The 24231-nt window shown below is 69.9% G+C and carries 18 protein-coding genes; 11 read left to right on the top strand and 7 right to left on the bottom strand.

What is annotated here, in order from left to right; translation table 11 throughout:
* Positions 1-73 precede the first annotated feature (73 nt).
* Together ACN469_RS15525 and ACN469_RS15520 are read left to right on the top strand one after the other, a co-directional pair.
* A complete protein-coding gene (locus ACN469_RS15525; RefSeq protein WP_498768610.1) occupies positions 74-1105 on the top strand; it encodes a hypothetical protein in 1032 nt (343 codons plus the stop codon).
* A 103-nt stretch (positions 1106-1208) separates the two neighbouring features.
* Positions 1209-1610, top strand: coding sequence for a DUF2203 domain-containing protein (locus tag ACN469_RS15520; RefSeq protein ID WP_498768608.1), 402 nt, complete (start codon positions 1209-1211; stop codon positions 1608-1610).
* Between the two features lie 15 nt (positions 1611-1625).
* Here the strand turns inward: ACN469_RS15520 and ACN469_RS15515 are convergent, their stop codons facing one another.
* The gene (locus tag ACN469_RS15515) at positions 1626-2231 is read right to left on the bottom strand and encodes a hypothetical protein (RefSeq protein WP_498768606.1); all 606 of its coding nucleotides are present in this window, start codon (positions 2229-2231) and stop codon (positions 1626-1628) included.
* A 177-nt stretch (positions 2232-2408) separates the two neighbouring features.
* Here ACN469_RS15515 and ACN469_RS15510 point away from each other — a divergent pair, with 177 nt between their 5' ends.
* Positions 2409-3335 carry an NmrA/HSCARG family protein gene (locus tag ACN469_RS15510; protein ID WP_498768604.1) on the top strand — a complete coding sequence of 309 codons (927 nt, stop codon included), beginning with the start codon at positions 2409-2411 and terminating at the stop codon, positions 3333-3335.
* A gap of 96 nt (positions 3336-3431) precedes the next feature.
* Complete coding sequence (locus ACN469_RS15505; protein WP_498768603.1) at positions 3432-4163, top strand: hypothetical protein; 732 nt, start codon at positions 3432-3434, stop codon at positions 4161-4163.
* Positions 4164-4198: 35 nt separating this feature from the next.
* Here the strand turns inward: ACN469_RS15505 and ACN469_RS15500 are convergent, their stop codons facing one another.
* The gene (locus ACN469_RS15500) at positions 4199-4444 is read right to left on the bottom strand and encodes a hypothetical protein (RefSeq protein WP_498768602.1); all 246 of its coding nucleotides are present in this window, start codon (positions 4442-4444) and stop codon (positions 4199-4201) included.
* 147 nt (positions 4445-4591) lie between these two features.
* The gene (locus ACN469_RS15495) at positions 4592-6532 is read right to left on the bottom strand and encodes a glycoside hydrolase family 15 protein (RefSeq protein ID WP_498768601.1); all 1941 of its coding nucleotides are present in this window, start codon (positions 6530-6532) and stop codon (positions 4592-4594) included.
* 314 nt (positions 6533-6846) lie between these two features.
* Here ACN469_RS15495 and ACN469_RS15490 point away from each other — a divergent pair, with 314 nt between their 5' ends.
* Positions 6847-7089, top strand: a complete 243-nt coding sequence (locus ACN469_RS15490) for a hypothetical protein (protein WP_498768600.1) — start codon at positions 6847-6849, stop codon at positions 7087-7089.
* Positions 7090-7096: 7 nt separating this feature from the next.
* On the opposite strand, the gene ACN469_RS15485 is transcribed toward ACN469_RS15490, so the two are convergent.
* Together ACN469_RS15485 and ACN469_RS15480 are read right to left on the bottom strand one after the other, a co-directional pair.
* On the bottom strand, positions 7097-8464 hold the full coding sequence (locus tag ACN469_RS15485) for an MFS transporter (protein WP_498768598.1): 1368 nt from the start codon (positions 8462-8464) through the stop codon (positions 7097-7099).
* The gene (locus ACN469_RS15480) at positions 8461-9423 is read right to left on the bottom strand and encodes an ornithine cyclodeaminase family protein (RefSeq protein WP_498768596.1); all 963 of its coding nucleotides are present in this window, start codon (positions 9421-9423) and stop codon (positions 8461-8463) included. Before ACN469_RS15480 ends, ACN469_RS15485 begins: the two co-directional genes overlap by 4 nt.
* A gap of 281 nt (positions 9424-9704) precedes the next feature.
* On the opposite strand from ACN469_RS15480, the gene ACN469_RS15475 reads away from it, so the two are divergent.
* Positions 9705-11759, top strand: a complete 2055-nt coding sequence (locus ACN469_RS15475) for an ATP-binding protein (protein WP_498768594.1) — start codon at positions 9705-9707, stop codon at positions 11757-11759.
* 3 nt (positions 11760-11762) lie between these two features.
* Here ACN469_RS15475 and ACN469_RS15470 read toward each other — a convergent pair whose 3' ends face one another.
* Positions 11763-13265: a Sapep family Mn(2+)-dependent dipeptidase gene (locus tag ACN469_RS15470; RefSeq protein WP_498768592.1), complete on the bottom strand. Its 1503-nt coding sequence runs from the start codon at positions 13263-13265 to the stop codon at positions 11763-11765.
* A 235-nt stretch (positions 13266-13500) separates the two neighbouring features.
* On the opposite strand from ACN469_RS15470, the gene msrA reads away from it, so the two are divergent.
* Positions 13501-14157 carry a peptide-methionine (S)-S-oxide reductase MsrA gene (gene msrA, locus ACN469_RS15465; protein ID WP_498768590.1) on the top strand — a complete coding sequence of 219 codons (657 nt, stop codon included), beginning with the start codon at positions 13501-13503 and terminating at the stop codon, positions 14155-14157.
* A gap of 20 nt (positions 14158-14177) precedes the next feature.
* Here the strand turns inward: msrA and sitI6 are convergent, their stop codons facing one another.
* Positions 14178-14906, bottom strand: a complete 729-nt coding sequence (gene sitI6 / locus ACN469_RS15460) for a SitI6 family double-CXXCG motif immunity protein (protein WP_498768588.1) — start codon at positions 14904-14906, stop codon at positions 14178-14180.
* A 133-nt stretch (positions 14907-15039) separates the two neighbouring features.
* Here sitI6 and ACN469_RS15455 point away from each other — a divergent pair, with 133 nt between their 5' ends.
* The 4 genes from ACN469_RS15455 to ACN469_RS15440 all read left to right on the top strand — a co-directional run bounded on the left by ACN469_RS15455 (position 15040) and on the right by ACN469_RS15440 (position 24138).
* Positions 15040-15462, top strand: coding sequence for a hypothetical protein (locus ACN469_RS15455; protein ID WP_498768586.1), 423 nt, complete (start codon positions 15040-15042; stop codon positions 15460-15462).
* Between the two features lies 1 nt (position 15463).
* On the top strand, positions 15464-15844 hold the full coding sequence (locus ACN469_RS15450; RefSeq protein ID WP_498768584.1) for a DUSAM domain-containing protein: 381 nt from the start codon (positions 15464-15466) through the stop codon (positions 15842-15844).
* Positions 15845-16035: 191 nt separating this feature from the next.
* Complete coding sequence (locus ACN469_RS15445; protein ID WP_498768582.1) at positions 16036-19413, top strand: peptidoglycan-binding protein; 3378 nt, start codon at positions 16036-16038, stop codon at positions 19411-19413.
* Between the two features lie 351 nt (positions 19414-19764).
* On the top strand, positions 19765-24138 hold the full coding sequence (locus ACN469_RS15440) for a galactose-binding domain-containing protein (RefSeq protein WP_498768580.1): 4374 nt from the start codon (positions 19765-19767) through the stop codon (positions 24136-24138).
* The last annotated feature ends 93 nt before the right edge of the window (positions 24139-24231 follow it).

The following is a 24231-nucleotide window of genomic DNA, read 5'->3' as shown; positions in this document are numbered from 1 at the left end:
TGTCGAATGGTGACCGGGCAGGTGAGCGTTCCCCTGGCAACCGCCCCCTCCGGAGGCATACCTTCGGGGCGCGATGGGAGTCCCCCCCTCACAGCTCGGCCTGTTCGACACGGTGCGGACCGAACGACCCGCGTCGACGTCCCAGCCCAGCCTCGCACGGGCGCCCGCGCCCAAGCCGCGCTTCTCCGAGGATGACGGGGCGGCTACCGAGCCCCGCTTCGCCGAGCACGACGAGCCATTCTCCTCGCCCCGCTTCGCCGAGCACGAGGAGCCATTGTCCTCGCCCCACTTCGCCGAGGATGACGCGACGACCACCGAGTCACCCCTCTCCGAGCACGACGAGCCCGCCACCGAGCGTGAGGAAGCGCTGCTCCAGGCCGCGAGCCTCGCCCGCCGCCTGCCCGAGCGGGAAGAAGCCCTGCTCCAGGCCGCGAGCCTCGCCCGCCGATTGGCCGTGGAGCTGGGCGCCCCCGTCCACCTGCGACTCACGGACAACCGCGCCACGCTGGTCAGCTTCCGCCGCGTCGCCCAGGGCTTGCGGCTGCGCGTGCACCACCTCTTCCTCGAAGCCCCCGACGACATCGTGCGCGCCATCGCCCGCTATGCCGTCCGGTCCGACGCGAGCGCCGGTGCCCTGCTCGAAGCCTACGCCCACGAGCGCCAGGGCCTCGTGCGCCGCGAGCGCCGGCCCGGCAAGGCCCTGCGCACCCGGGGCCGCTGCTTCGACCTGCGCGCCGTGCAGTCACGCCTCAACGCGGACTGGTTCGACGGCCGCGTGCGCGTGGACATCGGCTGGGCGCGGCGCCCCACCAAGGGACGTCGGCGCACCATCCACCTGGGCGGCTACGACGCGCGCCTGCGGGAGATTCGCATCCACCCCGCGCTGGACCGCCCGACTGTCCCCGCCTTCGTCGTGGACTACCTCGTCTTCCATTCAATGCTGCACGCCGACCTCCACGAAGAGGGCGGCTCCAGCCTCGACGCCGAGGGACGCTGCGCTCCGGGCCACTCGCCCGCGTTCCTTCAGCGCGAAGACACCTTCCCGCTACGAGACACCGCCCAACGCTGGCTGCAGGACAACCACACCTCCCTGCTGCGCGGCTGAGCGTCGTCCCGTCTCCACACGCGAGCCCGCTCCGTGCGGTTGTCCCCGCTCCTGAAAACCAGCGATGGCGGCGACGCGGCGGACCACTGCATGCTCCCCGTCCATGCGTTACTTCAGCGTGGACGAAGCCAACCGACTGGTGCCGCTGCTCAGCCGCACCTTCGAGAACATCCGCCCCTGGGTGGAGCGCGTGCAACAGCTCGTGGAGACCCTGGGCACCCCCGAGGGCAAGGCCCTGTCGAACCAGGAGTCGCTGCGCGAGGAGCGCGACGCCCTGCTCGAGAAGGTCCGCGGGGAGCTGCACCACTTCCACGAGATGGGCCTGGAAATCAAAGGCGCGCTGGGGCTCGTCGACTTCCGAGCCCACCGCGGGGACGAGCCCGTCTATCTGTGCTGGCGCATCGGCGAGGCCGCCGTCTCGCACTGGCACGGGATGTACGACGGCTTCTCGGGGCGACGTCCCATCGACAGTCCGGAAGAGTTCGCCCCCACCTACCTCAGCTGACCCACCGCGCGCGCATCAGCCGCCGGTGAAGCTCTTCTGGAGCAGCGTCATCTTGTTGCGCGCGGACAACAACTGCTGGCGCAGCGAGTCCGCCTGCCGGGCGATGTCGTTGAACTCGCTCTGCTCGGCCGCCTGGCTCAGCGAGTGCGCCTCCTCGGCCACCTCCGACATGCGGTCCTGGAGCGACTGGAACGTCACGCCCAGCGCGGCCTGCTCCTCCGGGGACTTCGCGCTCTGGCGCTGGGCGGCGAACTCCTGCATCCGCACGTTCAGCTCACCGGCGCTCTGCCCCAGCGCGCCGTAGCGCACGAGCAGGTCCTTGAAAATCTCGGTGCGCGCCTGGAGCTCCTGCGCGCGCGCGCTCACGGCCTCGGCCTGGGCCTGCTGCCTGTCCCGCACCTGGGAGATGGCCCCCACCAGCGAGGAGACACGGGCGCGGAGCTCCTCGTCCATGTCGGCCAGGGCCTTCAGGGTGGAGGAGGCGCGCTCCAGGTGCTTCTCCGCCTGGAGCGGAGCGTCCTGGAGTTGTTGCGCCAGGGCCTCGAAGCGCTCCAGTCCCTCGTCAAGGAAGCGGGCGGCCTCGACCAGCGCGGAGTCCTGCGGTTTGTCTCGCTTGCTCATGGGCGGGCGGGAACATGGCATGCGCGGGGGGCTGACGACACCTCCAACGCACGCCTGCCCTCCAGCCCGGCGGGCCCGACCAGGGGCACGGGCGGCCTCTGTCCCACGCTCGCCAGCGCCCCCCATCGTCCCCAACTTCCCGACATCCAGCAGACCTGTCTGTCGCGAGGTTCACACATGCCCAGGGCTCACTCCCTCTCCGTGCTCGTCACAGGCGCCACCGGTAACCAGGGCGGCGCCGTGGCTCGCCACCTCCTCCACCGCGGACACCGCGTCGTCGCCTATGTCCGCCAACCCCAGTCACCCGCCGCGCGCTCGCTGGAGTCGCTGGGCGTCGAGCTGGCCGTGGGTGACTTCGACGACGTGGCCGCCCTCACCCGGGCCGCGGAGAGCGTGGACGCGTTCTACGCCATGGCCACCCCCTTCGAGGCGGGCGTGGAGTCGGAGATACGCCACGGCATGAACCAGGTGGACGCCGCGCGGCTCGCCGAGGTGAAACACTTCGTCTACACCTCGGTGGCGGGCGCGGACCGGCTGACGGGCATCCCCCACTTCGACAGCAAGCACCGGGTGGAGCTGCACGTGCGCCGCAGTGGCCTGCCCTTCACCATCCTCGGGCCCACGTTCTTCATGGAGAACCTCACCAGCCCCATGTTCCAGGAGGGCCTGCGAGCGGGTGTGCTCGCCTTCGGATTGCCTCCCTCGCGAGGGCTCCAGCTGGTGTCGACGAACGACCTGGCCGCCTTCGCGGTCCGGGTGCTGGAGGACGCCGAGCGCCACGCGGACCAGCGCATCGACGTGGCCTCGGACGAGGTGACGGGCCAGCAGGCGGCGGGCCTCCTGTCGATGGTGAGCGGCCATCGCATCCACTTCGAGCAGCTCCCACTCGACTTCATCCGCGAGCGCAGCGAGGACCTCGCGGCCATGTACGAGTGGCTGGACAGGGTGGGCTACCACGCGGACATCCTCACGCTGCGCCACAGCTATCCGGACCTGCACTGGCACACGTTCGAGGACTGGGCGCGCAAACAGGACTGGAGCGCGCTCACCTCGCCCGCCTGGCCGCACGCGGCCGCCGAGCCCACCCCGCCTGCCGGACAGTGAGGCCCCGCGCCCCCTGGTGACGTTCCAGGGTGGCGCCGCTTCCGCGCGCACCCCATCTCTTGCCGCTGCCTACCTTCGAACAGAAGGAGGCCTCTCATGCGCGCGCTCGTGCCCGTCGCCACGCTGTTGCTGGCGGCAGGCTGTGTCACCGAATCGAATCTCAAACCCTCGATGGAGGCTCAGGTCCTCCAGGGAGACAAGGACACCGCCGTCGCGAAAGCCTCGGGGGTGACGCTGGTAGCGGACGGCTCCGCGTGGAAGGGCAGCCCCTCCAACCTGGAGCGCACCCTCACGCCCGTCTATGTCCGCCTGGAGAACCAGAGCGGCAAGACGCTGCGCATCCGCTACGAGGACTTCACGCTCGTCGGCACCGAGTCGCGCTTCAGCTACTCCGCGCTGCCGCCCTTCACCCTGCGACAGTCGGCGGTGTCGTCCTCCTCGACGCAGGGGAGGCTGGAGGGCACGGGTGGCTCGGGAGGAGGCTCCGTGTACATCGGCGCGGGACCTGGCTGGCGCTCCGGCTACGGCTACGGGCCACGCGGCGCCTGGGGCAATCCCTTCTACCCGGGCTACGGCGGCTACGGCCCGTACTACCCGGGCCCCTACACGACCTACCAATGCGAGGAGCCCCTGCCCACGCGGGACATGCTCCAGAAGGCGCTGCCCGAAGGCACGCTCGCCAACGGCGGCACCGTGCAGGGCTTCATCTACTTCCAGGTCGTCACCGGCCGGGAGAACGGCGTCGTGCTCCAGGCGCGCCCCGTGGACGCGAACAGCGGCGAGTCACTGGGGACGCTCGACATCCCCTTCCAGGTCGGGAAGAGCTGAGCGCCCGCGCCTCGTGACACGGCGCGGGCCGCTCGTCAGTGGAGCAGCATCGGGTTGGTGCGCGAGGACGGGCGCCGGTGGCCATTGAGCAGCGAGGCATCCTCCGCGACGCCCAGCTCGCGGCGGAGCTCCGAGCCGCGCATGGGGAGGCCGAAGAGCGGCCCCAGCAACACCAGGTCCAGTGACGCGGCGACCAGGGGCCCCAGTCCCAACAGGGCCACCGCGGCGCCCCGGGCTGTCCCGGCCCGCAGCCCGCCCAGCACCAGGCAGGAACCCGTCACGATACGCAGCCAACGTCCCGTTCGCGATGCCATGAAGCCGACGACCATGCGCACCTCCCCAGGGCGAAGATGGACACGCTCCGGCGAGCGACCACGGGCCCGGCTCCTCCGTTCGGATACCGGGCGAGCACCCAGGCAGGCGCCCTCTCAGTGGAGCGCCGGGGCCTCCGACTCGACGGCTGGAGACGAGACCTGGGCAGACCCACGCGCTTCGTCGCCCCGTCGTCGCGACTTCAAGAGGGACTCCAGGGCGACCGCCGCGAAGTCGCGAGCCTGCTCGGGTGGACGCCGCTGCTCCAGCGCGCGGACCGCGGAGAGCTGCGCGCACGAAGACACCAGCGCCATGTGGGTGAAGGCCTGGGGGAAGTTGCCCAGCGCCTCACCGGTGACGGGGACAGCCTCCTCCGCGTACAGCCCCACGTCGTTGGCCAGGCCCAGGAGCCGCGACAGCAGCGCCTCCGCCTCCTCCCATTTCCCCTCATGGGCCAGCACGTCCACCAGCCAGAAGGAGCACAGCAGGAAGGCGCCCTCTCCGCCCGACAGGCCATCCGGCGCGAGGTAGCGATACAGGAGCCCGCCCGACTCCAGCCGCTCACGCACCTTCTGGACCGTGCCGCGCACCAGCGGATGCGCCAGGGGAAGGAAGCCCAGGGCGGGCACCAGCAAGGTGGACGCATCCGCCGCGCTCGAGCCCCGCGCCTGGGGAAACCACCCGTCCACCGCGCACTCCATGAGGTAGCGCCGCAGCTCCGCGCGCTCCCGGGCCCAGCGCACCAGGGGCACGGGGAAGCCTCGCTCCTGCGCCAGTCGCAGTCCCCTGTCCAACGCCACCCAGCACAGGAGCTTCGAGTGGATGAAGTGCCGGGGCTCGTCCCGCATCTCCCACAGTCCCTGGTCCGGCTGTCGCCAGCGCCGACACACCTCCTCCACCAGCCCGGAGAGGAAGGCCCAGTTGGTGGACGTCACCAGCCCGCCCGCGCGCGCGTACAGCCAGCTCGCCTCCAGCAGCTCGCCTGACACGTCGAGCTGGAGTTGCTTCGCCGCGCCATTGCCGATGCGCACCGGCCGCGAGCCCGCGTGTCCGGCCAGGTGACTCAGCTCCACCTCGGGCAGCAGGCGGTGGCCCTGGATGCCGTACATGATTTGTACGTCCTCCGCGCGCCCCGCGCTGGTGCGCCGCAGCCAGTGTCGGAAGGCATCCGCCTCTTCGCGGTAGCCCAGCACCAGGAGCGAGATGAGCGTCAGCGACGCGTCCCGCAACCAGGTGAAGCGATAGTCCCAGTTGCGCGTGCCGCCGAGTTCCTCGGGCAGTGACGTGGTGGGCGCGGCCACGAGCGCCCCGGTGGGCGCATAGGTGAGCGCCTTCAGCGTGAGCGCCGAGCGTCGCACCGCCCTCAGGTGCGCGCCCTGGTACGAGCAGCGGCCAATCCACGTCCGCCAGAAGGTGAGCGTGTCCTCCATGCGGCGATGGAAGTCGTGGAGGTCCGGCGCCTTCTCGGGCGCCCGCTCGACGAAGGACGGCGTCCACGCGGCCTCAATCCACGCCTCGTCTCCGGCGCGCAGCAGCCAGCGGGCGCGCAGGGAGGACTCTTGCGCGATGAGGGGACGCGTGGACGACACCCACAGCGCGTCCGCGCCACCCACGACTTCAGCGGTGCGCCAGGACGTCAGCCGCACGCGAGGGGTGAAGGAGCCATATTCGAAGCGCGGGGCCACCACCACACGCACCCGGACCTCGCCCGCGAGACAGCGCACGCGTCGCAGCAGCGCATGACGCGTGCTCACACTCGTGCCACCCGAGGCGCCGCCAGCCGACACGGGCATGCAGTCCACCACCTCCAGCACTCCGCGCGGCGTGGTGAAGGTGGTGGCCAGGACGTTGGTGTCCTCCACGTAGGCGCGCGTGGCGGTGAAGTGCCCCACCGGTGACAAGCAGAAGCTGCCGCCCCGCTGCTCGTCCAGGATGCGGCAGAAGACCGAGGGCGCATCGAAGCGAGGGAAGCAGGCCCAGTCGATGGAGCCATCCCGCCCCACCAGCGCGGCGGAATGACAGTCACCCAGGAGGGCATAGTCGGCGATGCGTCGCATCCACGCTTCCTTCCCGGGACGACTCGCTTGTCTCAACGAAGACCCTTTCACCGATGGGGACGGGCGAGCGCGAGCGCAACCGGCGGCTCGCGAGCGGGCGCATTCCCACGGGACATCGCCGGTCGCCTGCTCCCTCTGAAACAGCGCGTCGTGTGAGGACCCCTCCCGCACGACCGGGCGCCGAGTCACGGGGGCAGCCGTCTCCCGCAAAGTCTCCGAGGGGCCGTCTCACCGTGCGGGCGCTGCCAGAAACGAACTCACTCCCCAGCTTCGCGTGGAGGGGCCTGTCCCACGCACGCCCCCAGGGAGTTCCCATGTTCAGCCGAGCTGAGATTCACAAGGGAATGAAGGTCCGCGGCAATGATGGCCATGCCATCGGCCGCATCATCGACATCACGGAGAAGGAGCTCGTCGTGGAGAAGGGCCTGCTGCGGCGCCACGACTTCGTGGTGTCCTTCGACGACGTGACAGAGGTCCTCCACGGAGAAGTGGTGCTGCGCCATGGACGCGACAGCCTCTTCTCCGCGCCTCGCGAGGTGCCCCCCGTCGAGCACTGAGCCCGCGTCAGTCCGCGCGCGCGGCTCCGGGTGCGGCGGTCGTCAGCGGGGCATCATTCCAGCCCGCTTGAGCCTCGGACTCGCGCGCCGCGCGCCGGCCTGTCTCCACGTCCACGCGCCACAGCACCGCGGCGCCCGAGCCGAAGAAGGCGAGCAGTGACAACACCGCCAGGCGACTGGAGCCCGTCAGCTCCACCGTGGCCGCGAACACCAGCGGGCCCGCCACCGCCGTCACCTTCTCGAAGACGCTGAACAGGCCGAACATCTCCGCCGCGCGGTGCCGGGGAATCATCTGCGCGAACAGCGAGCGGCTCAGCGCCTGGCTCCCGCCCTGCACCATGCCCACCAGCAGGGCCAGCGCGTAGAAGTGCGCGGGCGAGCTCATGAAGTAGCCCAGGAACGTCACCACCACGTACACCGCCAGCGCGAACATCAGCGCCGGCTTCGCGCCGACTTTCGACGCCGCGCGGCCGAACAGCACCGCGCACGGCACTCCCACCGCCTGCGTCAGCAAGAGCGCTCCCATCAGCGCGCCCTGGCCGATTCCCAGCTCCGTCCCATACAGCGTGGACAGGCGGATGATGGTGCCGATGCCGTCGCTGTAGAGCAGGTACGCCACGAGCAGCAGCATGGCCTGTCGATACTTCCGCAGCGCGCGCAGCGTCTCCGAGAGCTGGGAGAAGACGCCGGTGAGCGACATTCGCGGCGGGGGCGCGCCACTGGAAGGCCGGGGCTCGGGGACGCGCAGGAACAGCGGCACCGAGAACGCGCCCCACCACAGCGCCACCGTCACGAAGGACACGCGCGAGGCCGCCGCCGCGTTCGGCAGTCCGAACCAACCGGGCTTCACCAGCAACACGAGCTGCGCGGCCAACAGCAGCCCGCCTCCCAGATAGCCCAGCGCGTAGCCCGCGGTGGACACCCGGTCCAGCTCCTCGTCCTTGGCGATGTGACGAAGCAGCGCGTCGGAGAAGACGATGCTGCCCGTCACCCCCACGTTGCCCACGCCGAAGCACACCAGCGCCCAGACCCAGTCGCCCTGCCCCACGCCGGCGAGCCCCAGCGTGGACACGAGCCCCAGCGCGAGGAACACGCCCAGCAGCGTCTTGAGCCGGCCCGCCCTGTCGCTCAGCGCGCCCAGCACCGGCGACAGCACCGCCACCGTGCCCAGCGCCACGGCGGTGACGGCGGCGAAGCGGCTGGTGGCCACCTCGCGCTCCAGCCCCTTCGACGCGACGGTGGCGTAATAGATGGGGAACACCACCGCGATGACGGTGGTGACGTAGGCGGAGTTCGCCCAGTCGTACATCGCCCACGCGCGCAGCTCCGGCCGCGTGAGTCCCAACCGCGACATGAGCGAGTCCCAGGCCCTCATGCGCCGAAGTCCATGCCCTGGATGGCGTCGTCACCCTGCGCGGCTTGATACACGTGCCACGCGGCGGCCAGGTCCTGGAAGGGCAGCCCCACCGCGCCGAACACCGTCACCTCCTCGGGCGACGTCCGGCCCGGCTTCAGTCCGGCAATCACCTCACCCAGCTCCGCGTGGATGGCGTCCTCGCCCAGCCCCACGTTGCCCACCGCGCCGCTCGCGACGGACAGGCCCCGGTGGTCGCAGATGAAGCGCGCCTGCCGCAGCAGCTCCGCGGACACCTCCGCCTTGCCCGGCTCGTCCGCGCCCAGCGTGGTGATGTGCGTGCCCGGCTTCACCATGCCGGGATGGAGGAAGGGCTGCCGGCTCCATGTCGCGGCGATGATGATGTCCGCGTCCGCCACCGCGTCCGCCACGGAGTCCTCGGGCCGCACCGGCAGGTTCAGCTCCTGGTACATCCGCGTGGCGAAGGCGAACGAGCGCGTGGGGTCCGTGTCGTAGACGCGCACGTGGGACAGCGAGCGCACCAGCCGCAGCGACTTGATTTGCTTCACCGCCTGCGCGCCCGCGCCGATGATGGCCACCCGGCTCGCGTCCCGCCGCGCCAGCACGTCCGCCGCCAGCGCCCCCATCACCCCCGTGCGCACCGCCGTCAGGTGGCCGGAGTCCATCACCGCCATCAGCTCGCCCGTGGCCAGGTCGTTCAGGTGCACCACACCCTGGATGGCCGGAGTGCTCGCGGGGAACTTCGCGTGCACCTTCACCGTGTACGCGGGGATGCCGGGCAGACAGCCGGGGAGGAGCGCCAGCGCGGTGCCCTCGGCGTGCAGCGCCACCCGCACGCGCTGGGGCGCCACGGTGCGCGCCAGGGCATCGGTGCGGAAGGCCTCCCGCAAGTCCTCCAACAGGATGAGGGCCTGGAGGTTGCGAATCACGTCGGAGCGGGTCAGCAAGAGGGTGCGCATCTGCGGCCCACCCTAACCGAGCGCGTGCGCTCCGCCAGCCCCTGACATCACCCCCCGGGGCCAAGCGATTGCCGGTGGACGGACGCACACCTCGTCCAACGGGGAGCCACGAACGACTCCGGCGAGCGCCGCGCGGGCCCCTCGGACGACGAGGGCTCGGGGCGGCCCTCGAGCCCGCGCCTCCCCCCAAAAAGGGGGCCCGTACATACATCCAACTGCCCGAGTGCGCAGATTGGAATCGGGGCGGAGGCGCGAGCGGGCGGGGCCTCAGGAGGTCGGTGATGCTGGAGCCGGAATCACGGCACGATGAGCCCGAGCGGGAAACACCGCTCAAGGCGTCGGACTTCCTGCGCGCGAGTCGAGAGGAGCTCCTGACGGAGTGGGAGCATGCGATGCACGCGCTGCACATCGGCGTGGGGGAGAAGCCCTCGTGGCTCCTGGACCACATGCCGGGACTGCTCGTGGCGCTGGCGGACGCGCTCGAGCAGGGGGAGCAGTGCCCCGACATCGCGCTGGCGGACGAGCACGCGGTGGTGAGGCTGAACCAGGGCTTCGACGTGGGCGAGGTGGTGTCCGAGTTCGCGCTCTTGCGCAAGTGCATCCTCCGGAGGCTGGAGGCCCAGTCCCGGCCCCTGGCTCCGGGAGAGCTGGAGCGCATGGAGGGCGTGTTGGACAGGACGGTGGTGCGCACCGTGCAGCGGTTCGCGGAGGAGCGTCAGCGCGGCCTCCAGGCCCTGGACCGCATGGCGCAGGCCACGCTGGACAGCCCTCCGGTGGACGCGCTCCTCGCGCGCCTGCTCAACGTGGTGATGGAGTCGACGCTCTCGGTGGACTCCGCGGGCGTGATGATGCTGGAGGGCCCCCGCCTGGTGGTGCGCGCCGCGGTGGGGCTGGGCGGCGACACGGCCCTGGGCAGCTCGGTGGCCCTGGGCGAGGGCATCATGGGCGAGGTCGCCGTGACGCGCGAGCCGATGGCGGTGCGCTCGGCCTCCACGGACTCGCGCGTGGTGTTGCCGGTGCTGCGCGAGGTGGGGCTGCGCGCCGCCTACGGCGTACCTCTGGTGGAAGGCACGCGGCTGTTGGGCGTGGCGTACCTGGGCTCGCGCACGTCCTTCGGCTTCTCCGACGCGGACCTGCTGCTGTTTCGCACCATGTGTCAGCGCGCCGCCGCGTACATCCTCCAGGCACGGCTCCAGGACATGGAGCGCGACGCGCGCGTGGAGGCCCAGCGCTCGCTGGCGCTGCTGGACGCGCTGCTGGAGGCCACGCCCATGGGCATGGCCTACCTGGACCACGAGCTGCGCTACCTGCGCATCAACCAGACGCTGGCGAACATCAACGGCTTCCCACCCGAGGCCCACCTGGGCCGGACCTTCCGGCAGATGCAGCCCACGGAGGTCGCTGACCTGATGGAGCCCTTGCTGTGGCAGGTGCTGCGGACGGGTGAGCCCCTGCAGGCCTTCGAGTTCGCCACGCCGCCCGCGCTGGTGCCCCAGAAAGGCAGACACATCTGGCAGGTGACCTTCTATCCGGTGCGTGAGCCCTCGGGCTCGGGGTTGTTGGGCCTGGGCTGCGCCTTGGTGGACATCACCGAACACAAGCAGGCGGAGGCCGCGCTCCAGCGGGCGGTGGACTTCCGGGAGCAGCTCCTCGCCGTGCTGGGGCATGACCTGCGCAACCCGCTCAACGCCATTGGCGCCTCGGCCTTCCAGCTCGCGCGCGCGGAGGACCTGGAGGCGCCGGAGCGCCGCGCGGTGGAGCGCATCCGCAAGTCCGCCGGGCGCATGGGGCGCATGATTACGGACATCCTCGACTTCGCGCGCAGCAAGCTGGGTGAGGGCATCCCCGTCTCGCCCCAGCCGATGAACCTGGGGGACGTGTGTCAGGGGACGTTGGAGGAGCTCCAGGTGAGCCACCCGGGGCGTCCGCTCCTGTTCGAGTCCTCGGGAGACACGTCGGGCGACTGGGACCCGGACCGGGTGGCGCAGGTGCTGGGAAACCTGGTGTCCAACGCGCTCCAGCACGGCGGCGGCGACACGCCGGTGTACACCGCCGTGCGCGGAGAGGCCCACGACGTGGTGCTGGAGGTGCACAACCGGGGTGAGCCCATTCCCCCGGAGCTGCTGCCGCGCATCTTCGACCCGTTCAAGACGCCGGTGGCGATGTCCGAGTCCACGTCGACGTACCAGAAGCAGCGCAGCCTGGGCCTGGGGCTCTACATCGTCCACCAGATTGCCCGCGCGCACGGGGGCCGCGTGGAGGTGCGCTCCTCGGAGGAGGAGGGCACCACGTTCCGCGTGTACTGGCCTCGCGCGAAGGTCGCGCTCCGGACGTAGCCGTCACTTCCCCGGAGTGGTGGCGACAGGCGTGAGGGCCAGCGTGTGGACGGCCTCCGCGAGCATGCGCGTGCCCAGATCCAGGCTCTGCAATGAGATGGACTCGTCGGGCGCGTGGCCGGTGTACTCCTCGCCCGGGAAGCCGGGGCCGAAGTCCACGGCCTTGGGGAACAGGCGCGCGTAGGTGCCGCCGCGCACGGACGTCGCCTTCGCGTCCGGGACGTTCTTGTGGCGCTTGTAGATGTCCAGCAGCGTGGTGACGAGCGGCCCGGACGTGTCAGCCACGTGCGCGTCTCCCACGTAGCGCTCTCCGGCCTCCTTCACGCGGCCTCCGGAGTCCTGCTCCACCCGCGCCGCGGCGTGGTCCAGCGAGGCGTTGAACTCCGCCGCGTCCTTGCCTCGGGGACGGCGCATGTTGACGCCCAGATTCACCTTGCCATCCGCCACGCGCAGCACGGTGGGCGCGACGATGAGCGTCCCCATCAGCCCGTCGTCCGCGTACACGAGGCCCAGCTTCTCGCCGTGGTGGTCGAGGTCGAAGCGCCTGGCCAGCACGTGCAGCATGGCGGCGATGCCGTTGTCCTCCATGAGCAGCCGCGCCGCGACACCGGACAGGCCCCACAGCGCGTTGTTTCCCTCGTCGGCGATGGAGGCATGCACCGCCTTGCCGTGGATGGTGAGCACCACCGCCCCACCCTCCTCCTTCACGTCCGCCTTCAGCCCGGTGCGCGCCCGCTGCTCCTCGGCGACGGCGCTCCGGACGGTCTCCAGGGCGACGACGAGCGAGCCCTCCTCACCAGGCAGCAGCTTCAGCGTGGCCGTGCCGGGCACCTGCGTGAGGAACTCGCCGGCCTTCACGTCCACTGGACGCAGCGCGACCTTGGAGGACTTCAGCGCCGGCCCCACGGGCGCGACGAGGTTCCACGCGACGAAGCCGGACTGCGCGGCGACGACGGGGTAGCCCGAGTCCACGGAGATGACGTGCGTGGGCTTCGGCTCGGTGGCCGCGTACTTCGTCATGCCGGACCAGTCGCTCTCCTCGCCGTTGCCGACGATGACGAGCACCTTGCCCTGGGGCTTCAGCCCGAGCCGCCGCGCGTATTCGACGGCCACCAGCGCGGACGCGAGCGGCCCCTTGTCGTCCTCCACGCCCCGGCCGAACAGGCGGCCGTCCTGGACGTAGGGCTCGAAGGGCGGGCGCTTCCACTCGTGCGCGGGGGCGGGGACCACGTCGCCGTGGAAGACGAGGCCCAGCGTCGGAGCGCCCTGGCCCCAGGACAGCTCGAACACGTCGTTGCCGCCCACGGAGCGGTACGCCAGGCCATGCTCCTTGGCCCACTTCTGGAGGAAGCGGCCCATGGCGGCGATGTCGGGGTTCTTGGCGGGTGGCAGCTCGCTGCTGACCGTCTTGAAGCGCACCAGCTGCTTCGTCAGCTCCACCACTTCGTCGAGCGCACATGCCTGTACATACGCGGCATGACGCGCCTGGGCGGAGGCGCCCTTCATCTCCTTTTCGGAGAAGCGGCTGGGGCGGCAGGGGGAGTCAGCCCCAGCGAGCGCGAGGGAGGGAACGAGACACAACAAGGCCGTGGCGGTGGGGAGGCGCATGCGGTGGGAGACCCTATTTCAGCGGGGCAGGCGGTCCTACCCTGGCGGAGGGCCTGTGGCCCCAACACCGCCTGTTTGGCCGCCTGCTCCTTCTAGGGGTGAAACCAGACGGGCGGGAGGCTATTCCTAGGGCATGTTCTTCAACTCCACCAAGAAGCTGCGGATGCCGTCCCCGGCCGAGGCGCTGCCGGGCCGTACGGAGGAGATGTCCGTTCCCCCCAAGCACGAGGTGCTGGGCACCCCGTTGAAGGGGCCCGTTCCAGAGGGCCACGAGGTCGCCATCTTCGGCCTGGGCTGCTTCTGGGGCGCCGAGCGCAAGTTCTGGCAGACGCCCGGCGTCTACAGCACGTCCGTGGGTTATGCGGGGGGCGTGACGCCCAACCCCACGTACCGCGAGGTGTGCAGCGGGATGACAGGCCACAACGAGGTGGTCCGCGTGGTGTTCGACCCGAAGAAGCTCAGCTACGAGCAGCTGCTGCGCGTCTTCTGGGAGAGCCACAACCCGACGCAGGGCATGCGCCAGGGCAACGACGAGGGCACGCAGTACCGCTCCGGTATCTACACCACGAGCGAGTCCCAGAAGCGCACCGCCGAGGCAAGCGGGGACGCGTACCAGAAGGCGCTCACCGCGAAGGGCCTGGACACCATCACCACCGAAATCATCCCTGCGCCCGAGTACTACTTCGCCGAGGACTACCATCAGCAGTACCTGGAGAAGAACCCCGGCGGGTACTGCGGTCTGGGTGGCACTGGAGTGAGCTGCCCCATCGGCGTGGGCGTCAGCGCCTGAGCCGAAGTCCGTGACAGGAATCACCGGGAGGCACTTCGTGTGCCTCCTGGTGATTCCGAAGACCCATCGCCGACGTCCACCGCGACCACCTCCGACTCGCTCAGCTCTCGCGCCAACCTCTCGATGACGCGCTCGCTGCAGACAACGAGACTCGCACTGGGTCGGGCAAAGTCGACCGCGGGGATATCGGCGACGCGCAACTTTCCGAGCGGAGGCCGCACGAAGGTCGTCCGGCCACAGGTTCCGCAAGGCTCGTGAGCCTCCGCGCCCGCGATTCTCCCCCCAGGCAAGACCTCAAGTTCGACCAACTCCGCGCCACGAGTCCCCTTGAATCGAGTGGGGACCGGGACAGCACCTGAGAACCCCTCGAGCCGCGACATCACCTCTGGGCGGAGGAGGAGGATCCAAGGCATGTGGATGACGACAGGCGCGAAGCGACCACGAGCCCGTCCCGTCAGCGGCCCGAATCCCGCGCCAGGGCCCACCAAGGAGCCAGTTGGCACCAAGGGCAGCACGCGTTCCCTCAGGGCCGAGAATTCGGCCCAGGGCTCGCACCGTGGGCGAGCGAAATCCTCCGAGCCAGCGAGCCCGGACAGGTCGACCGTCGGGTAGTCGTACCCGCCCCCTCCCCAAGCGACGCCGCAGGTGGAGCACTCGACGCCGGGCAACTGCCACTGGCGACCAAGGTCGTAGCCCCCTGTCCACCTCGACCCCGCGCTCAACTCCTCCCGCAACGTGTAGTAGCGCATTCACTCTCCTGATGCGGTCAGCAACGAGAGTCGCTGCCAGTACGTCATGGGTAAACCCTGAAAGTGCAGCCTCGGGCGACGACCCATCCCGGATGATAGACGCAGGAAGCCGGGTCGTGCTTAGCCTGCTCACATGCGTAAGCTGCGCACTGGATTTACCCTGTCATGCATCTTGTCCGTCGTGTCGCTGGGCTGCTCCAGCAGCGCCACCGGCACCACCAGCCGCCGCGACGCCTACGCCCAAGCGACCTGTATGGACAGCGAGACGTGTTGCATCCTGCGCTTCGGCCCGGAAGCTTGCGGCTTCTCCGCCACGGAGGCAGCCGTGCTCATGGCGGGCGCGAAGGAGGCCGCTTCCAGCGACAGCGATGCCGTAGCGTGGGACGACGCCCACAACGAGAACCTGCCGGAATGGAAGCGCGAGTGCATCCAATTCTATGGCGACTGCAAGGAAGCCATGTTCAGTGGCCCTTGCTACGAGTGCTTGCGACGCTGTGAGGGCCAGCAGGAATGGCCGCTGGATATGTGCCGTCCGAGTAAGAAGAAGAGGAAGTGACATGAGCGAAGCAATCGACTGGGACCCCATCCGCGCGCTCGCTCAACGTGTTGTGCGCAACGGGGAGCCGCTCGTACTCACCGCCGATGTGCGGGAATTGCTCTTGCGCACGGCGCGGGAGGTCGCCATCAGCCCCGGTGAAGCAGAGCAGGCCATCGCCACCACCGACGGTGCCATGAAGTTGCTTACGGAGTGCTCACACCGCATCCATGATGGGTCTTGGCGAGTCATGCGAGCGCTCAACCGCATGTACAAGAACAAGAAGGCCGGCGACTTCGACAGCGCCCGCCAGGAGATGCGTGACGTGCTGGCTGTCGAGGTGGTGCCGTACTACCGAGAGCTTGCGCAGGAACAGCTCGACGACATGGCCGACGAGCCGTGATGACGCAGGGGCGCCGCCGTCACAACGTCGCACGTCGCCGGGCCCGTTCAGTCCCCCGCAGTCCAGATAGGGAGCGACAGACAGAACGTTGATACCCCCACGAACACCCCCGAGCAATCGCCCCCACGGCCATGCAATCGAGCCGTCGTGGAGCCGTAGGGGGGTTGGATACCAGAGGGGGAGCAACACACATGCGTGTCGACGGCTCATCACGTTCGACTCAAACCATCTCATCCGAAGGCGCGACTGAAACAGCCCGGACCGAGACATCACCTGACAACCACATCGTCGAGCGGGAAGACACTTCCAACACGGAAGGCTTCGACTCGACCTCCAGCTTCGAGGACGGCGACGGCGGCGCCGTGCACCGCGAGCGACTCCAGCCACCTCCGCCTCCCCCACCTCCCGAGGAGGAAGAGGAAGCCCCCGTCTCGCTCCCGCTGAAGGACCTGAAGCGCGGCGACTCGGGTCCGGAGGTGAAACAACTTCAGGACGCGCTGGTGACGCTGGGCTACCTCACCGAGTCCCAGGTGGCCACCGGGCCCGGCCAGTTCGGTCCCCAGACAGCAGCGGCGCTGGAGCGCTTCCAGGCCGAGCATCAGGTCCCCACCACTGGCCAGTACGCGGCCGCTACGCGCGAGGCACTGTCCAAGGCGCTCACCGACGAACAGGCGAACAGCGGCCCGCACCGGCCCGCCATGTCCGCCGAGGACGCGTTCATCACCCAGTTCACCTCCGAGTACAACCCGACGGGTCCTCGCGGCAGCACCAACTGCGGGCCCGCGAGCCTCGCGATGTCGCTGGCGTACACGGGGCACATGCCGCCCGGCATCTCCAAGGAGCAGCAGGTGGACTACGCCCGCGCGCTGATGAGCCCGCGCCGCGAGAGCGAGTTCACCTACGTGAAGGCGTCCGACGGCACGCGCGTGCCACAGCTCGACCGGGACCGCGAGCTGACGGGCGGCGCCATGGTGGGAGATGGCATCAAGGGCGCGGGCCTGGGCTCGCGCTACGGCCAGGGCTGGGAATCCCTGGACCAGCAACTCGCCGCGGGCAATCCCGTCATCGCCAATGGCCAGACGAACGCGAAGTGGCGCGCCCAGTTCCCCGAGCGCATGGGCTCGGGAGACATCGGCCACCTCAACGCCATCCTCGGCAAGACCGCGGACGGCAAGTACCTGGTGGCGGACCCGCTGCACACCGGCGGCCCCGTGGCGATGACGCGCGAGCAGCTCGGCGCCTTCTTCTCCCCCACGGGAGGACAACCCTCCTTCACCGCGCTGGAGGGCGCCTCACGAGCCACGAGTCCTGCCGCCAACGCGGGCACGAGCGCCGGGGCCTCCGTGGCGCGCAGACTCGAGGAGGCCGCCTCGGGTCTCCCCGCACCCGAGCCCGAGTCCACCACGCCGAAGCCGGGCGTGGGCATCGTCAGCGTCGCCGCCGGCACGGACGTGAAGACACGCGCGGCGCAAGACGCGAAGGCGCTGGAGGGCACGCTCAAGAACAGCCTGGAGCAGGGCGCGCGCCAGTTCGAGCAGTTCATCGCCAGCAACCCGGACCCCGTCTACCAGGAGGCGTTCGTCCGCGCCGCCGAGCCGTCCCTGGCGAAGATGGGCCAGCTCTTCGCAGGCGTGTCTCCGGAGACGAACCGCCAGCTCCACCCCCGTCCGCCGCTGCGTCCGCCCGACCTGGACAACCCAGCGGTGCTCAAGAAGCTCGCGGACCAGGAGACCCGCCTCGAACACCAGACGTTCTACGCCCTGACACGCGCCACGGAGCTGCTGAAGGACCCCGCCGCGGGCATGGTGGGCAAGGCCTTCACGCGCGACGCGCCCCCGGGCCTGGTGAATATGTCGATGACGAGCGCGGTGCGCACCGCCGTCAACTTCGGGCTCGGCACGCGCCTGGCGTTCGACCTCGAGCGCTCACTGAGCCGGACAGAGGTGGTAGGGCCGGGCAACACCGGGCCCACGTACGGCAAGGACGCGGAGGCGCTTCACCGCACGCTGTGGAGCGCCATCGACGGAGTGCGCGGCGACTTCGCGGTGGCGGCCGAAAAGGCGGAGCTGCACCAGAAGAAGCTCACCGCGCTGCTCGGTGGCGCCGCGGCCATCCTCACGCCCGAGCAGCAGAAAGACTTCATCTCCGCCTATGTCGGGCAGGCCGGCATCCAGAAGGACCTCGCGGAGTTCGAGCGGCTGGGCAAGTTGCTCGCCACCGCCGCGCCGGAGGGCGTGCCCGCCGGCTCGGACGACCCGCGCATCGCCGCGCTCGCCCGTGAAATCCCCCGCCTCGCGGAGACGGCGGGCGGCGCCAGCTACCTCGCCGAGCAGCTCGCGGCCAAGGCGGAGGACACGCCGCTCTTCCTCGACGTCGTGGGCAAGCTGAAGGACGGCAAGGACTTCAACGAGAAGCTCGCCCTCGCGCTCGTGAAGAGCGCGGGCACCGGCGCGCTGCTCGCGGCCGGCGGCAAGTCCCCGGGCACCGCCCAGAAAATCTTCGACGGGCTCGCGCGCTGCTCGGATGTGTTCGGCATGAAGCCGGACGACATGAAGGCCTACGTCCGCCTGCTGCGGGAAATCAAACCGGGCACCTCCGAAGCGGACGTGCGCAAGACGACGCGGTCGCTGAACGCCCTCCTGACGGCGCAAGAGACGGGCCTGCCCCTCAACCCGGACTCTCCTCGGGGACAGGCGCTGCGCGGGCTGGGCCTGCTCGTCGTCGGCACGGCGTTCGCCGGAGACGCCAGCAAATGGAGCCAGGCGGACCTCGCCGCGAAGCTCAAGATTGTCGGCGACGGGCTCAGCTTCACCTCGGACGGCGCGGTGTTCCTCACCGGCGTGCTCGGCAAGACGGCGCAGGCGGCGTCCGCCGTCGCGGTGCTGGGCAAGGCGTCCGCCATCGGCGCGGTGCTCGGCGCGGCGGGTGATGCGATACAAAGCTTCCAGTACCTGCGCGAGGGCGACGGCTGGAAGGCCACCGCGTCCGGCGCCCAGGCCCTGGGCGGCGCGCTGATGGCGGGAGCGGCGCTCTTCAGTTGGGCACCGGGCTTCCAGATTCTCGGCGCGGCGCTCTTCCTCGGAGGCCTGGGCGTCAAGTACCTGGACCCGGAGCAGGAGCGCATCCGCGAGGAGCAGGTGAAGCTGCTCACCGCGAGCGGCATGGACGCGACGCTCGCGCGCAACCTCATCACGCTGGGGCCGGAGCTGCTCGACCAACGGCTGTGCCAGGACGCGGGCATGTCGCCGGAGCAGGTGCAGCGCCTCATCGCGGACCACCCGTCGCTGGGACAAAGCGCGACCCACCTGGACAGCCTCGTGCAGGCCGCCGACGCCCTGAAGATAAAGGGCGAGCACTTCCAGGAGCTCCTCGAGCGGCTCGCGAAAGCCCACGGTGTCGACGTGGGCACCCTCGCCCGCGAGGTGCACACGCGCTTCTTCGGACACCCACCCTCCGGTGGCGCGGGCGGCGGCGAGCAGTACCTCTCCCAGGCCGATGAGTTCCGCGCGTGGGTGGAGTCACGCACGCCCGAAGTCGCCGCGTGGGCGAAGCAGCACGAGACGCGCTGAACACCAGCCCAAGGCCCGCGTTTCGACAACGCAATGCGGCACCCGCGTAACCCGAGGAAACTTCAACGCGGAGTGCCACCATGCCGCCCGCACGCTTTCCGCGACTTACCGCGTTAACGGGCCTTGGTTTGACTTTCTTTGCCGTCCGAAGAAATAGAATCATGGGTTGAAAGGAAAGGACCGCTCGGACGCAGCACCGTCTCGGTATGCGCTGGCTGTACCCCCTCCCCTACTTTCTCCAGCGGCCCACTTTTCGTCCCCATGCGATTACCAACCCCTCTTGTGCAGGCCACGCACCGTGTCAGGAGTCTCCTGACGCGGGCGTGCGCGGTGGCAGTAGCAGTGGGTGTGATGGCGTTCGCCTCGGACGCGAGCGCCCAGGCCGGGAATCTCGCGCTCAACCGCCCGACGGTGACGTCCTCCTCGCAGGAGGGAATCACGGGCAACTACGCGGTGGATGGAGATGGAGGAACGCGGTGGGGCAGCCTCTTCACCGCGAACGAATGGATCTACGTCGACCTGGGCGCGAGCACCACCATCAGTCGCGTGGTCCTCACGTGGGAGACGGCGTACGCCATCGGCTACAAGGTTCAGACGTCCGCGGACGCGGCGACCTGGACGGACCTCCGCACCATCACCGACGGTGACGGCGGGGTGGATGACCTGACGGTGTCGGGCACGGGCCGCTACGTCCGCATCCTCGGCACGGTGCGCGGCGCGGTGGACTACGGCTATTCGCTGTGGGAGTTCGCCATCTACAGCGGCACGGCCACCACGGGCGATCTGGCGAAGAACCGTCCCGCCACGGCCTCCACCGTGGAGGGCAACGCGGCCCACCTCACCCCGGGCTACGCGGTGGACGGCAACACGACGACGCGCTGGTCCTCGGACCCGCTGGATGGCCAGTGGATTCGCGTGGACCTGGGCTCGGCGAAGACGCTCGGCAAGGTGGTGCTGAACTGGGAGGGCGCCTATCCGTCGACCTACGCGATTGAAGGCTCGACGAACGACTCCACCTGGTCGCCGCTCGCGACGAACGTCTCCGACGGCGCGCCGGGCCGACGCGAAGTCACCGTGTCCGGCTCCGCCCGCTACGTGCGCGTGCGCTCCATCACCCGAGGCACCGGCTACGGCATCTCCCTCTGGGACTTCGAGGTCTACGCGCCCGGTGACGGCCCGCAGGAGCCGCCGCCGCAGACGACGAACCAGACCATCAAGCTGATGTTCCCGGAGCTGGCGTACGCGAAAATCAATGTCTCGCCCGCGCCCATCAGCGTCACGCCCACGCCGGAGGAAGGCAACACCACGCCGTCGGTGCGCAACCCGCCGGGGCCCTTCACCTACGAGCTGACCTTCGCGCCGAACACGACGATTACGCTCTCCAAGAACCAGTTCTCGCCCACCGCGCCCAACACGGACATCCGGCTGGCGGTGACGACGTCCACCGGCACGGTGCTGCGCGGCCAGAGCGTCACCTCGCTCGCGGTGCAGGGCGCGGAGTGGAAGGTCGAAATCTTCACCACGGGCGGGCCTCCGGACGGAAGAGACCGCACCATCATCCCGGACCCGTACCAGGCCCCCGCGCCTCCCGCCATCGCGGGTGCGTTCGCCGTCGTCGCTCCAGCCAACAACGCCATCGTGACGAACACGCGCCGCCCCACGTTCCAGTGGGCCGCCGTCGCGGGCGCGGCCAACTACAAGCTGTACCTGAACATCAGCCGGAACGACTACGACTGGATGGCCGCCGGCAGCCTGCTGGACCGCTACACGCTGATGACCACGGTGACGGGCACGTCCTTCACCCTGGCGCAGGACCTGCCGGACCGCTGGACGTACAAGTGGTACGTCGTGGCGACCCAGGCCAGCGGCGCCACCAGTCGCTCGGACCTGCGCCAGTTCAGCGTGTACCTGCCGGTCGTCGAAACGGCGGCGGACGGCGTCGCGCTCATCAACGGCATGCGCGACTTGAACAAGAACGGCGTCATCGACCCGTACGAGGACTGGCACAACCCCATCGCCACCCGCGTCAATGACTTGATGGCGCGCATGACGACGCGCGAGAAGGCGCTCCAGATGTTCTACGAGGCCAAGACGTTCCCCGAGGCGGGCTTCACCATGGGCCCCCTGAGCCCGGAGGACATCGTCAGCTTCCAGCGCGCCTCCGCGGGCACGCGGCTGGGAATCCCGAACGTCGACGCGGGTGACTCCATCCACGGTTACAAGACGAGCTGGCCCACGCAGCCGGCGCTGGCCGCCTCTCGCGACTTGGACACCGTCTACGAGCTGGGTGACATGCAGCGCCGCGAGCAGCTCGCGGTGGGCAGCCGCGGCACGCTGTCGCCGCTGGCGGAGGTGGGCACCAAGGTCCTCTATCCGCGCATCCAGGAAGGCAACGGCGAGGACGCGGACCTGTCGGCGGGCCTCACCCGCGCGCTCATCGCGGGCCTCCAGGGCGGTCCCGAGGTGAACCCGCACTCCATCTGGGTCACCACCAAGCACTGGCCCGGTCAGGGCGCGGGCGGCGAGGCCGGCATCACCTACGACGGCACCACCATCCACTACCACATGCGTCCGTGGCACGCGGCGCTGGAGGCGGGCACCAGCGGCATCATGCCTGGCTACGCGGGCAGCTGGCTGCTGGGCCCGGAGGGCTACGGCGCCGGTGACAGCGTGGGCATCCTCAACTACCTGCGCGTGAATCTCGGCTACCAGGGCGTCATCTGCTCGGACTGGCTGCCGTCGGGTGCGTGGACGCGCTCGGCGACGGCGGGCTCGGACGTCATGGGCGGCGCGAATCCCGCGCAGATGGGCGACTTCGAGACGGCGGTGCCCATCGCCCGCATCAACGACTCCGTGCGCCGGATTCTGGACCTGAAGTTCCGCCTGGGCATCTTCGAGGACCCGTATCGCAGGGGCCTCGCGGGCACGTCCGAGTGGCACACGGCGGACCACAAGGCGCTGGTGCGGCGCGCGGCGCAGAACGCGCTGACGCTCTTGAAGAACGACGGCGCGCTGCCGCTGCGGCTGGGCGCGGGCTCGAGCATCGTCATCGCGGGGCCTTGCGCGGATTCGGGCCCCTGCATGGTGACGTGGCGCTCGGACTTCCACGGCACGGAGTTCGGGGACCTGACCATCTACCAGGCCATCAAGCAGCGCGCCGAGGCGGCTGGCATCACCGTCTACAAGGACAACGCTCCGGCGGGCGTCACGCCCAACGCGGCCATCGTCGTGGTGGGCGAGAGCTACTTCACGCACGGCACCGAGTGGGACAAGGAGAAGCCCTACCTGCCCGGAGACCCGATTGGTCCGGCGCACGATGCCAAGTGGGGCAACCAGTACGGCCTCATCACCGGCTTCCGCGCGCGCAACATCCCCACGACGACGGTGCTCATCCTGCCGCGCCCGTACGTGCTGACGAACGTCGTCCCGCAGACCAACGCGCTGCTGGTGGCGTACCGGCCTGGAGACTCGGGAGGCCCGGCCGTGGCGGACATCCTCTTCGGCGACGTGTTCCCGCGAGGCAAGCTGCCGTGGCAGCTGCCGCGAGGCATGGACCAGGTCGGCACCGACGTGGAGAACAACCAGTTGGAGCAGTGGGATATCCCGTTTGACCTGGGCGCCACCGCCGCCGAGCGGGCGACCATCAAGTCTCGGATTGCCCAGGGGCTCCCCATCCTGCCCATCTACGGCAACCCGCTGTTCCAGTACGGCGCGGGCATCCAGGGCTTCGGGCTGACGGACGCGACGCCGCCCACGGCCTTCACGCTGCTGACGCCGGCGCCGGGCTCCACCATCACCACACGGCCGAACTTCACGTGGACGGCGAGCAGCGACCCTCAGACGGGCGTCCACCGCTACGAGGTGTTCCTGGATGGCAGCCCCTTCCCCGTCGCCACGACGCGCACGAACTCCGCCCCCGTCATCAACGCGGCGCTGGGCAACGGCGCGCACACCTGGTTCGTGAGGGCCTACAACTGGGCCGGTGGCGTCACGCAGTCCGCCACGGCGACCTTCACGCTGAATGACACGGCGCCTCCGGCGGCCTTCGCGGCGCTGGTGCCCGCGGCGGGCGCGGCGGTGCCCGGAGCGTCCACGACGTTCATCTGGGAGCAGACGACGGACGTGGGCGCGGGCGTGTCCAGGTACGTGCTCGTGGTGGACGGCACGGACCGCGCGCCGGATATCACTCCGAAGGCCTACGTGGGCCCGACGACGAACCTGGCGCTGGGGAAGAACGTCTCCGCGACGTCCTCGGAGTTCGGCAGCCCCAACGACGCGGTGGACGGCAACATCACCGCCACGCGCTGGTCCAGCCGCAACGACGTGGCCACTCCCGACACGGAGTCCATCACCGTGGACCTGGGCGGGGTGTACTCCATCAAGCGGGTGAACCTGTACTGGGAGGCGGCGTATGGAAAGCAGTACGCCATCGAGGCCTCCGTGGACGGCACGACGTGGAGGACGCTCTACACCGAAGCCAACGGCAACGGCGCGCAGGATGACCTGCTCGGCCTGAGCGGCGTGGGTCGCTACGTGCGCATGAGGGGCATCCAGCGCGCCACGGGCTACGGGTACTCGCTGTGGGAGTTCGAGGTGTACGGCGTGGGGACCGAGCAGACGACGCTGACGGGCCTCGCGACGGGCAGCCACACGTGGCGGGTGCGGGCGGTCGACGGAGCGAACAACAGCACGCTCTCCAGCGGCCCCATCACCTTCACCAAGTAGGCGGCCCGCACCGGGCAGAGGGGAAGACGGCGGGGGACCTCCCGTCCGTCTTCCCTTCGAGTGTCGGGGCGGACACTGGCTCCGGCATTCACA

It is taken from the genome of Corallococcus terminator (assembly GCF_049194865.1).
Lineage (GTDB): Bacteria > Myxococcota > Myxococcia > Myxococcales > Myxococcaceae > Myxococcus > Myxococcus terminator_A.
The sequence above is the reverse complement of the archived record's forward strand: the minus strand, read 5'-3'. Positions and strand labels throughout refer to the sequence as shown.

What these genes read in the sequence shown, in the direction of transcription:
- ACN469_RS15475 (WP_498768594.1), top strand. Translation starts at nt 9,705, where the DNA reads ATGCTGGAGCCGGAATCACGGCACGATGAGCCCGAGCGGGAAACACCG.
- ACN469_RS15505 (WP_498768603.1), top strand. Translation starts at nt 3,432, where the DNA reads ATGCGCGCGCTCGTGCCCGTCGCCACGCTGTTGCTGGCGGCAGGCTGT.
- ACN469_RS15480 (WP_498768596.1), bottom strand. Translation starts at nt 9,423, where the DNA reads ATGCGCACCCTCTTGCTGACCCGCTCCGACGTGATTCGCAACCTCCAG.
- ACN469_RS15495 (WP_498768601.1), bottom strand. Translation starts at nt 6,532, where the DNA reads ATGCGACGCATCGCCGACTATGCCCTCCTGGGTGACTGTCATTCCGCC.
- ACN469_RS15445 (WP_498768582.1), top strand. Translation starts at nt 16,036, where the DNA reads ATGCGTGTCGACGGCTCATCACGTTCGACTCAAACCATCTCATCCGAA.
- ACN469_RS15515 (WP_498768606.1), bottom strand. Translation starts at nt 2,231, where the DNA reads ATGAGCAAGCGAGACAAACCGCAGGACTCCGCGCTGGTCGAGGCCGCC.
- ACN469_RS15525 (WP_498768610.1), top strand. Translation starts at nt 74, where the DNA reads ATGGGAGTCCCCCCCTCACAGCTCGGCCTGTTCGACACGGTGCGGACC.
- ACN469_RS15490 (WP_498768600.1), top strand. Translation starts at nt 6,847, where the DNA reads ATGTTCAGCCGAGCTGAGATTCACAAGGGAATGAAGGTCCGCGGCAAT.
- ACN469_RS15440 (WP_498768580.1), top strand. Translation starts at nt 19,765, where the DNA reads ATGGCGTTCGCCTCGGACGCGAGCGCCCAGGCCGGGAATCTCGCGCTC.
- sitI6 (WP_498768588.1), bottom strand. Translation starts at nt 14,906, where the DNA reads ATGCGCTACTACACGTTGCGGGAGGAGTTGAGCGCGGGGTCGAGGTGG.
- ACN469_RS15520 (WP_498768608.1), top strand. Translation starts at nt 1,209, where the DNA reads ATGCGTTACTTCAGCGTGGACGAAGCCAACCGACTGGTGCCGCTGCTC.
- msrA (WP_498768590.1), top strand. Translation starts at nt 13,501, where the DNA reads ATGTTCTTCAACTCCACCAAGAAGCTGCGGATGCCGTCCCCGGCCGAG.
- ACN469_RS15455 (WP_498768586.1), top strand. Translation starts at nt 15,040, where the DNA reads ATGCGTAAGCTGCGCACTGGATTTACCCTGTCATGCATCTTGTCCGTC.
- ACN469_RS15485 (WP_498768598.1), bottom strand. Translation starts at nt 8,464, where the DNA reads ATGAGGGCCTGGGACTCGCTCATGTCGCGGTTGGGACTCACGCGGCCG.
- ACN469_RS15450 (WP_498768584.1), top strand. Translation starts at nt 15,464, where the DNA reads ATGAGCGAAGCAATCGACTGGGACCCCATCCGCGCGCTCGCTCAACGT.
- ACN469_RS15510 (WP_498768604.1), top strand. Translation starts at nt 2,409, where the DNA reads ATGCCCAGGGCTCACTCCCTCTCCGTGCTCGTCACAGGCGCCACCGGT.
- ACN469_RS15470 (WP_498768592.1), bottom strand. Translation starts at nt 13,265, where the DNA reads ATGAAGGGCGCCTCCGCCCAGGCGCGTCATGCCGCGTATGTACAGGCA.